Source organism: Verrucomicrobium sp. BvORR106 (genome assembly GCF_000739655.1).
Classification (GTDB): domain Bacteria; phylum Verrucomicrobiota; class Verrucomicrobiia; order Verrucomicrobiales; family Verrucomicrobiaceae; genus Verrucomicrobium.
This window is the reverse complement of sequence record NZ_BATR01000177.1, coordinates 1-9,662: the sequence shown is the minus strand read 5'-3', so window position 1 is coordinate 9,662 and position 9,662 is coordinate 1. Positions and strand designations below refer to the sequence as shown.

Genomic DNA, 9,662 nt, shown 5'->3' with positions numbered 1-9,662 from the left:
CAGGGGTTCGTGGTGCCGTAGCACACGATCTCAAACTTCTTCTGCCCGGGCTGATAGCGCCACAGACCGCCGGCGATGCCCTGGCGCTTCTCCGTAGGAGTCTCCGGCGTGCCCACATAGGACGTGCTGCTGATGCCGCAGCGGCCGTAGAGCCAGCCATCCGGGCCCCACTTCAGGCCGTTGGCAAAGGTGTGTCGGCTGGCGGCCTGGGTGCTGAAGCCGTCCAGCATGACCTGCGGCGGGCCATCGGGTTTGTCATCGCCGTCCTTGTCCGGGATGAAGAGCAGATGGGGCGGGCACACGGCCCAGACGCCGCCCAGACCGCGCTCGATGCTGGTAAGCATCTGGACGTCGTCTGAGAACACGGTGCGTTTGTCGAACTTGCCGTCGTTGTCCGTGTCCTCGAAGATGAGGATCCGGTCCCGCAGCTTCATGTCGTAGCGCTCTTTGCTGTCGGAGTAGGTGAAGTTCTCCGCGACCCAGAGGCGGCCTTTTTCATCCCAGCAGCAGGCGATGGGGTTGTTGATGTCGGGCTCGGCCGCGAAAAGCGTGGCCTTGAAGCCCTGGGGAAGCTGCAGCTTTTTCAGCGATTCCTCGGCGGTCGGGAAGGGGACGGTGAGGGGCTGGTTGTCCGGAGGGACCGGGAAGTCACCGGCAGCGGCGGCAGGGAGCGCCATCGCGACCGTGAGGCAGGACGCCCCCAGAAGGGCGATTCGAGAGAGTGGGGTGCAGTAGGGCATGGGCAGGGCTGAGAACTGTATGGCAGGGGCACGGCCCGCTGGCAGCGGTGAGGGCACTTCCGGGCGGGCGGAAGATTTACAACGGTCCCAAAACTGAAACCCTGTCGTGCAACTTGCTCATGAAGGTGAGGTCCCCGTTGCATTCAGCAAGAGGAAGAGGCGTGAAGAATCTGGAACTTATTCTGCGAACGGCTCAGGATCAGTCAGTTACATCGCGGCGGGCGGCGTGGCATATTCACCGCTAGAAAGGGATGGGAATGGCTGCTCCTGCCGGGCGGCCGGAATTCAAACCCCGATATCCAATGAAACTGATTATCTCGGCCCTGACTTTGGGAACCGCCCTGGCGTTGAGCAGTTGTGAATCTCCGCCTCCTCCGCCGACAGTGTCGACCCAGACGACGACGGAAACCGTCCGCACGACGGTGAGCCCGGTTGCCACCACCACGGGTAACGTCACCACCTATCATGCCCCAGCGCGGAGTTCGGTGACGACCACGGAGACCACGACTGTGCGCTAGACCTGCATTTGTTGCAGGCCGGGTGGCTGATGTCCCCCCTAGAACAGCCCGGTGGCGGCAAGGTGCCCCACCGGGTCTTTCTTGTACAAATGTGATATTTCAGACGGCAGTCTGGCAGTTTTTTAACAACCGCCCGAAAGGCTGAAACGACGGGCGGATCAGGAGCCGTACTGGATGAGCTCGATCTCGTAGCCTTCAGGGGCGTCGATGAAGGCAAATTTGCCGCTGGAGCTTTGGGTGGGGCCGTCGGAAAGCGGGTAGCCTTTTTCAGCGGCATGTTTGGCAAACGCCTCAAGATCATCCACCTGGAAGGCAAGGTGGGTGAGGTCTGGGCCCACTACCACCGGGCCGCTGGCTGGGTAGCAGCAGATTTCCAGCAGTTCCTCACTACCGGGCGTTTTCAGGAAGACGAGCTCAGAGCCCCGCGGGGACTTGTGACGCCGCACCTCTTCCAGGCCCAGGACGTCTTTGTAGAAAGAGATCGTCTTGTCCAGATCAGCGACGCGATAGCGGGTGTGCAGAAGTTTGGTGACCATGATGGGGAGCGATAGGGTAGAACTGGATTACGGGCAAGGACCGTTTGGTGGACTGGACGAGATGAAACAATCGTATTAGATAAGAATTCATGGCGGGGGACAGAAGACCCCGCTATAGGCACGATTTGTCTCCATTTTCATTTCCTCACCTCACTTCCATGTCCACCTACTACCTCGGCATCGACAGCGGCACGCAGAGCTCCAAAGCGATTGTGCTGGAATTTGAAACCGGCCGGATCGTCGCTCACGCCAAGCGGGAGTACGATCTCATTCCTGGACTGCCGGCAGGGCATCTGGAGCAGCATCCTCAGGACTGGATCGACGCCATCAATGGTTGTATCACGGATTGTCTGGACCAGTTGGGGGCCGAGCGGTCCCAGGTGGTGGGCATCGGTGTGAGTGGCCAGCAGCATGGTCTGGTGGTGCTGGACGGTGAAGACCAAGTGGTGCGCCCGGCCAAACTGTGGTGCGATACCTCCACGCAGGAACAGTGCGCGCAGATCGCGCATGAGTTCGGCGGGCAACCCGGGTGCATCGCACTCGCCGGGAACGCCATGCTGCCGGGCTATACCCTGCCCAAGATCCTCTGGCTGAAGCAGAACGAGCCGCAGAATTTTGACAAGGTGAAGACCATCCTGCTGCCGCACGACTACATCAACTTCTGGCTCAGCGGGGTGAAACGCATGGAGTACGGCGACGCGAGCGGCACGGCCCTGCTGGACGTGCGGACGAGGGACTGGTCCAAGGAGTTGGCCGACTTCGTGGATCCGCGTCTTATCGACATGCTGCCGCCCGTAGGCTCCTCCAATGAGGTTCATGGGACCCTCCGCCCGGACCTGGCCAAGCAGTGGGGACTGAGCGAGAGCGTCATCATCAGCGCCGGTGGCGGTGACAACATGATGGGCGCGATCGGCACGGGCAATGTGAAGCCCGGCGTGATCACCGCCAGCTTTGGCACCAGTGGCACACTGTATGGTGTGGCTGATTCGCCCGTGGTGGATGGCCAGGGCGAAGTGGCGGCCTTCTGCGACAGCACAGATCAGTGGCTGCCGTTGGTGTGCACGATGAACGTCACCGTGGTGACGGAGCAGATTCGCGAGATGTTCGGCTGGACGATTCCGCAGCTCGAGGCCGCGGTGGCCAGCGCCCCCCTGGGAGCAGATGGCGTGACCTTCCTGCCGTACCTGAATGGCGAGCGCACGCCGAACCTGCCCAACGGCACGGGCGTGCTGCATGGTCTCCGCGCCACCAACATGAGCCCGGCCAATCTGGCCCGCGCCGCGGTGGAAGGGGCCACGCTGGGCCTCGCCTACGGCTTGAAGCGTTTCCGCGAACTCGGCCTGTCTCCCAGCGAGATCCGTCTCACTGGCGGCGGTAGCCAGAGCGCTGTGTGGCGTCAGATCGCGGCCAACGTTTTTAATGCGGAAGTGGTCACCCTGGCCACCGCAGAAGGTGCTGCACTCGGCTCCGCCATCCAGGCGGCGTTCGCACTGCTCAAGCAGCAGGGCAAGGTGAGCAAGTATGAGGAACTAACGGACCGTCTCGTCACGCTGGACGAGAGCACTCGCTGCAAGCCGGAGCCGGAGGCGGTGGCCTTTTACAGTGCGCAACTGGAGAAGTTCACCGGCCTGACCCGGCGCCTGCACGAGGTGGAATACCTCTAGCCTTGGCCTCGTTTCACTCGTAGAGAATCGCGTGGCGAAGATAAGGCTCAAGAATCCCGGACGTCCGGTGGCATGGTTGATCCGTGCCATCGGCAACACCCTGAAGTACCGTATCGTCAACCGGGCTGGCATGGCCTACCCGACGGATGAACGGCACATCTGGGTGTTCTGGCACAACCGCATGTTCCTCATTCCCTGGCTGCGGCAGAACCTGATTCCCGGCCAGGAGGGGGCCTTTCTCACCAGCCCCAGTGGGGATGGCCAGATCATCGCCGAAGCGTGTTCAGATTTTGGGCTCAAGCCGGTGCGTGGCTCCAGCTCCAAGCGGGGTGCCCAGGCCATGGTGGAACTGGCCCACTATGTGAAGACGGGCCACGACATCGGCATCACCCCCGACGGGCCGCGCGGGCCGAAGTACCACATGAACATGGGCGTGATCAAGCTGGCCCAGCTCACGGGTGGCAAGCTCATGCCGGTGCACATCCGCTACGACAAGGCCTTCACCTTTAAGACCTGGGACGGCTTTCAGTTGCCCCTGCCTTTTTCTGGCGTGGAGATTGAGTTCGCCGAGCCTTTCACCGTCCCCAGAAGAATGACCGAGGAGGAGTGCGAGGCGCAGCGGGCGGAGCTGGAGCGGATCCTGCGGGAGGGAACGCGGGAGGGGCTCGGTAATTCAGTAAGTCAGTGATTCAGTAATCCAGTGCGCCAGTTGGGGTTCGAGGTAACCTTTTTTGAATGGCAAGTCTTTGGGCGGTCAGGTCACAAATACCCAGTGCGTTTCATTACGGAAAGACCTCAGTGTTGGAGTGCCGACTGGTCGGCTTAGGGAATTCTGAGTTGTGCGGGGTCATTGTGCTGAAATTGACGGCAGTCCCCATTTCCCACCCCGGCACTTGCCGCCCCCGCAGGCGCGTGCTAGGGGAATTCATGCAGTTGATCAAAGGATCTGAAGTGGCCGCCAAGGTGCTGGCGGAGTGCCAGCAGGACATCGCCGCCCTGGCCGCCCAGGGGCACAAGCCCGGTCTGGCCGTGGTGCTGGTGGGGGATGACCCCGCCTCCCGGGCCTATGTGCGCAGCAAGGACAAGAAGTGCCGGGATCTGGGGCTGCACTCGGTGAAGCTGGAACTGCCCGCTGAGACGACCCAGGAGGAACTGCTGGCCCATATCGCCTCTCTCAACGCGGATCCCGCCGTTCACGGCATTCTCGTGCAGAGCCCGCCGCCCAAGCACATCAATGAAAGTGCGGTGGTGCAGGCCATCGATCCCCGGAAGGACGTGGATGGATTCCACCCGGTGAACGTGGCCAAGCTGGCTCTGGAAGATTCCTCGGGCTTCGTGCCCTGCACGCCGGCGGGCTGCCAGCGACTGCTGCTGGATGCCGGTGTGGAAACCAGCGGCGCCAAGGTGGTGGTGCTGGGCCGCAGCATGATCGTGGGCAAGCCCATGGCCTTGCTCCTCATGGCCAAAGGTAAGGGTGGTGACGCGACCGTGACGGTGGCGCATTCCCGCACCAAGAATCTGGCTGAAGTCACCCGTGAGGCGGACATCATCATCGCCGCCATCGGTCGGCCGAACTTTGTCCGCGCCGAGCACGTCAAGGAAGGCGCGGTCATCATCGACGTGGGCATCAACCGCGTGGAGGATCCGGGTTCAGAAAAAGGCTACAAGATCGTGGGCGATGTGGACTTCAACGAAGTGGCCCCCAAGTGCCGCGCTATCACCCCGGTGCCCGGCGGTGTGGGCCCGATGACCATTGCGATGCTCATGGCGAACACGATCAAGGCCTGCAAGCAGTTGGTAGGGGCTTAGTCAGTGCGTCGGTGCGTCGGTGCGTCGGTGCGTCGGTGCGTCGGTGCGTCGGTGCGTCGGTGCGTCGGTGCGTCGGTGCGTCGGTGCGTCAATTTGCGTGTTATCTCATGAACCCGGAGGGTTCGCCATGAGTAGCCATGGGTCGGCGGAGCGGAGCGAGGCCTACCCATGGAAGTCTGGACGAAGGGTTTCTACCGCGGAGCGGTAGGCCAATCGCGTTGCGAACCCCACGCGAAATCCCGCAACACCACCCACTCAGACTTTGGCCGCCATGGGCCTACCGCTCCGCGGTAGAAATCTCCATGTTGCTGTCCACGGGTAGCCCTCGCTTCGCTCGGTCCAACCCGTGGCTACTCATGGTGAACGCTCCGGGTTCGGGGTGCGGGTGGTTTGGTAGCTGTTTGTACTACAAACAGAGCTCCGCAGGCTATGACAGGGGGCGGCGCAACGATTGGCACTATCTGCTGCGGTGGAGAGGTCTTATGAATCACCGTCTTCTTCAGCTCAGCCCTTCTGAATCCTAGTGAGCCCTCTGTGTTCTCTGTGCCTCTGTGGTTAATCTTCAGGAACACTCTGACAAATCAAAAGCGGGCGGAATCTCGTCCGCCCGCTCTGTTTGGTTTTTGTTTTTGGTTTGGTTTTGGGGTGGGAAACGAATGGGCCCAGCTTAGTTCAACTCACTTGCCGGGCGCTGTGGCAAGGTGTCGCGTTTCACCATCATGGCCATAAGGGCATCCAGCAGGCCGCTGCCACCCTGGGCACCGGTGACGGCGACATCGGGTACGACGCGGACGTTGCGCTCGCCGATGATCTGCATGAGCTGGAGCATCGCGTAGTTCTGGTGGCCCAGTGACTCGACACCTGCGGTGTAGGCCTCGGCCTTGGCGTTCCCGGTGGCGCGGATGGCGTCGGCCTCACCGTTGGCACGCAGGCGGATGCTTTCAGCCTCGCCCTCGCTCTTGCGCACGCTGGCGCGGGCTTGAAGCTCGGCGATCTGCACACCCTGCTCTGCGCCCACCACCTGGTGTTGAATGTCCGCGAGGGAGGTCTGGCGCACGAGTTGCTGGCGTTGGGTCTCCGCGGCCTCCTGCATCTCATAGGTCTTGCGCTGTTCCTCCGCGATCTTGCGATCCGTCTGGGTCTTCATGAGCTGCTCGGGCGGGGTGATGTCACCTATCAACGTGTCGATGGCCTCCACGTCATACTCGCGCAGGGCGGTGGCGATGTGTTCCGCGGCCTCCGACTGGCGGTGGCTGCGGGCGCTGAGGAAGTCGAGCACCGTGTAGTCCTGAGCGGAGTTGCGGAAGTAGTTGCCGACGATGGGTTGCAGCACGTGGTCGATGAGGTTTTGGAGCGAGCCGGCACGGCTGATCACCTTGGGCGCTTCCAGGGCGCCAATGTGAATGATCTGGGACACGTCGAGGTTAAAAGCGAAACCGTCACGCGAGCGCACGGTGATGGAGCTGAGCTTGGCATCAAACTGGTGCGACTCCGTGCGGGTGGCCCAGTTCAGGACAATGTTGGTGGTGGGCACCAGCTCCACGCGCATGATGCGGGTGTTGAGCGGGTGCTTGCCCGGGTAGAGAGGGGAGATCCAGACGCCCTTGTGGCCGGGCAGGACGAGGTCGCCGTGCTTGAAGTCCACACCGCTCACGTCCTCATGAGCCTGGCCCACGTAGGAAATAACCACGCCGACGTGACCGATGGGGATCTCCACCATGGGCACCTGCTCGACCTGGGCAAACCAGGGGTTGAGGTTCCACACGCCGCTCAGCAGGACCTGCTCCTGCAGGCCGCGGTGGCCTTCGCTGTCGAGGAAGGATTGCGCGTTCTGGAAGTTGTCGTGGCCGGGGATGCTCGTGCCTGCGATTTCACCTTCTGCGATGGGGGCGCCGTCCAGGGTGGTGACAATGCCGACGCGATCAGGCTCCACTTTGTAGAGTCGCAGCATCTCGGGGCTCAGGCCGTGATCGGTGGCGTTCCAGGAGGTGATCACGGTAAAGAGGGCGGAGTTGATCCGGTAGGTGCCGGCGGTGAGGATGGCGAGCTGGCGGCCTTTTTCCCCACCTGCGGCCAGGAACGCCCGGGCGTTCTCAAAGTGGTTGCAGGAAACCGTACGACCGAGGATTCGGCCCGGAGGGATGGGGGCGCCGGCGGCGGCTACCACGAGGGCAATCTCACCGGAGGGCACGTAGGTGAGGGGCATGTGAAGGATGCGGTACTGCCACGTCCAGTAGAAGAAGTGCAGGCCGGGCGGGAGCACATCCGCCTGATAGCCAGCCTCGCCCTTTAGGGCGATGATCTGCCCAGGGGGCAGGTTGCGCATGGCGAAGCGCTTGATGACAATGCCGACCTTCTGCTCCCCGATGTAAACAACACCGAGGAAATACCAGAGGGCGATGATGCTGAGAGGAATTTTCAGCCACCAGCTGGTCCAGATGAACTCTAAGATGTTCGTGATCATAAAATGCAGGGTAATGAGGTTCTGTGAGAGTCTTGGGTGACGATGTGAGCAGTAATTTCCTGGTGCCCCGTTTGCAGACGAGAGCGACGGCGTGGGCCATGGGCGCACGTATGCCGTGTGTCGTTGACCCGGAGGCGGACCTCCGGCGAAGACACCAGATGAAGTGGGTCAGTGTTCTTCCGCGAACCGTGTCACGGAAGGACTGGGGAATCCAGAACCTGAATCCTAGGGCGCGATGTGGCGCTGGAAGGGCTGGTGGGATGACGGACTGCCGTGCAGCCGTCGGTGAATGGCGTGGCGCCGGTGCATGGAGCAGTTGGCGCTGGCTGGGTATTTCATGTTCTCGTTGACCTTGCTGAACGAGACGGTCACCCGCCACGTGCAGCATGTTGCTGTTGGGGAGACCATGAAGCCTGCGAAGCAGACCCCAGAGAGATCGTCCCTCCCAAATTGCCTGCGAGGTTAGCTGACGGGCTGGACCTTGGAAGTGGTCCCTGCAAGCGGTTGCCCGCTTCGTTCGCCCCGTCCTGATTCTCTTGCGAAAACCAGGAGTTCGGTTCCCCCGCGCCACTACTGAGGAAGCAGTAATGACTTCGGCTGACAGTGGGATGTTATTCCATGTACCCTTTTTTGTCAAATGGAACCGGTGACGCCCTCGAGGTCCTGTGATGCAAGTCCTTGTGATTCATGCTTGAAGTTGCGGGCGTTCGTTGTCTTTATCGGGTGTGAGCGAAAGCATTTCCAATGCGCCTTTGGGCGTCTTTGATTCCGGCGTGGGCGGCCTGACGGTGGTGCGCGCCCTGCTGGATCTTCTGCCGAACGAGTCGATCATCTATCTCGGTGATACCGCCCGGGTGCCCTACGGATCCAAGTCGCCTGACACGATCCGCAAGTTCTCAGTGGAGGACACCCAGTTCCTGCTGAGCAAAGGCGTGAAAGCGGTGGTGGTGGCCTGCAACACGGCAACGGCTCATGCGTTGCCCCAGTTGCGACAGATGTTTCGCGTGCCGGTGGTCGGGGTGTTGGAGCCGGGAGTCGAAGCGACCCTGGCGGACCCCAGCTGTCAGCGGGTGGGAATCATTGGTACCGCAGGGACCATCAAGAGCCACGCTTACCAGCATGAGCTGGCCATGCGCCGCCCGGACCTCCAGATCTATGCAGAGGCGACCCCGCTCCTCGTTCCCATGGTAGAGGAGGACTGGATCGAGCATCCGGCGACCAAGATGGTGCTCCGTGAATACCTCAAGCCCATGCTGGACAAGGGCATGGACACGCTGGTGCTGGGCTGTACGCACTACCCGCTGCTCAAGCCGCTACTGAAGCGCATCCTGAACAACAAGGTACGGCTGGTGGACTCCGCACTCACGTGTGCTGAGCACGTGAAGCGTATGCTGGCCGAACAGGGGCTGGAGCGTACGGCCAAGGGCAAGCCCAAGCTGGAAGTGTATCTGACGGACTTGTCAGAGCATTCTGAGGAGCTGGCCAAGCGGTTTCTCCACACCGAATTCGGGAAGGTGCAACGCGCCAGTCTGGCCTCGTAGGGGCTTGGCTGGGTGCGAGGTTGTCGAAGGGGCGGAAGGATGGGCTAACCGCTCACGGCTGGCCGGATGTTGAGGATGCCTTTGGCAATCGCTTCCGCCAGCTTCTGCCGGTGGGAGGGGGTGTTGCAAAGGATCGCTTCGGCGGGATTGCTCAAGAAGCCGCACTCCACCAGGACGGCAGGGCCTTTGGTGCGCGTGAGGACGGCAAAGTCCTGGTAGGTAATGCCTCGGTCCACGCCGGGCACGTTTTCCTTGAGCGAGGTCTGGATGCTCTGGGCGATCTCCTTGCTCATGGCCCCGCGGTAAAAGGTCTCATACCCGGAGATGCCGGAGACCCGGATGGCATTGAAATGGATGCTGACCAGCAGGGAGTTGGGAAAACGGTTGGCC

Annotated in this window: 9 protein-coding genes and 1 riboswitch; of the genes, 5 read left to right on the top strand and 4 right to left on the bottom strand. The window is 61.7% G+C overall.

Annotated features, from left to right (window positions below; genetic code table 11):
* On the bottom strand, window positions 1–740 hold a 740-nt coding region (locus BV106_RS31400; protein WP_343123387.1), incomplete at its 3' end, for a PVC-type heme-binding CxxCH protein.
* 302 nt (window positions 741–1,042) lie between these two features.
* Between BV106_RS31400 and BV106_RS31395 the strand changes: the two genes are divergently transcribed.
* Complete coding sequence (locus BV106_RS31395) at window positions 1,043–1,258, top strand: hypothetical protein (RefSeq protein WP_038171510.1); 216 nt, start codon at window positions 1,043–1,045, stop codon at window positions 1,256–1,258.
* A gap of 158 nt (window positions 1,259–1,416) precedes the next feature.
* On the opposite strand, the gene BV106_RS31390 is transcribed toward BV106_RS31395, so the two are convergent.
* A complete protein-coding gene (locus BV106_RS31390) occupies window positions 1,417–1,794 on the bottom strand; it encodes a VOC family protein (RefSeq protein ID WP_038171508.1) in 378 nt (125 codons plus the stop codon).
* Between the two features lie 158 nt (window positions 1,795–1,952).
* On the opposite strand from BV106_RS31390, the gene xylB reads away from it, so the two are divergent.
* From xylB to folD, 3 genes are all read left to right on the top strand, one after another.
* Window positions 1,953–3,458 (top strand): xylulokinase, encoded by a 1,506-nt coding sequence (gene xylB, locus BV106_RS31385; RefSeq protein ID WP_038171507.1) that lies wholly within the window; start codon window positions 1,953–1,955, stop codon window positions 3,456–3,458.
* Window positions 3,459–3,489: 31 nt separating this feature from the next.
* Complete coding sequence (locus tag BV106_RS36525; protein WP_051946630.1) at window positions 3,490–4,146, top strand: lysophospholipid acyltransferase family protein; 657 nt, start codon at window positions 3,490–3,492, stop codon at window positions 4,144–4,146.
* A gap of 239 nt (window positions 4,147–4,385) precedes the next feature.
* On the top strand, window positions 4,386–5,267 hold the full coding sequence (folD, locus tag BV106_RS31375; RefSeq protein WP_038171506.1) for a bifunctional methylenetetrahydrofolate dehydrogenase/methenyltetrahydrofolate cyclohydrolase FolD: 882 nt from the start codon (window positions 4,386–4,388) through the stop codon (window positions 5,265–5,267).
* 667 nt (window positions 5,268–5,934) lie between these two features.
* Here folD and BV106_RS31370 read toward each other — a convergent pair.
* Complete coding sequence (locus tag BV106_RS31370) at window positions 5,935–7,731, bottom strand: SPFH domain-containing protein (RefSeq protein WP_038171504.1); 1,797 nt, start codon at window positions 7,729–7,731, stop codon at window positions 5,935–5,937.
* A gap of 436 nt (window positions 7,732–8,167) precedes the next feature.
* Window positions 8,168–8,340: riboswitch (cyclic di-AMP (ydaO/yuaA leader) on the bottom strand.
* A gap of 116 nt (window positions 8,341–8,456) precedes the next feature.
* Here BV106_RS31370 and murI point away from each other — a divergent pair.
* Window positions 8,457–9,272 carry a glutamate racemase gene (gene murI / locus BV106_RS31365; RefSeq protein ID WP_038171502.1) on the top strand — a complete coding sequence of 272 codons (816 nt, stop codon included), beginning with the start codon at window positions 8,457–8,459 and terminating at the stop codon, window positions 9,270–9,272.
* 44 nt (window positions 9,273–9,316) lie between these two features.
* On the opposite strand, the gene BV106_RS31360 is transcribed toward murI, so the two are convergent.
* Window positions 9,317–9,662: N-acetylmuramoyl-L-alanine amidase (locus tag BV106_RS31360; protein ID WP_038171500.1), on the bottom strand; the 346-nt coding region annotated here is incomplete at its 5' end.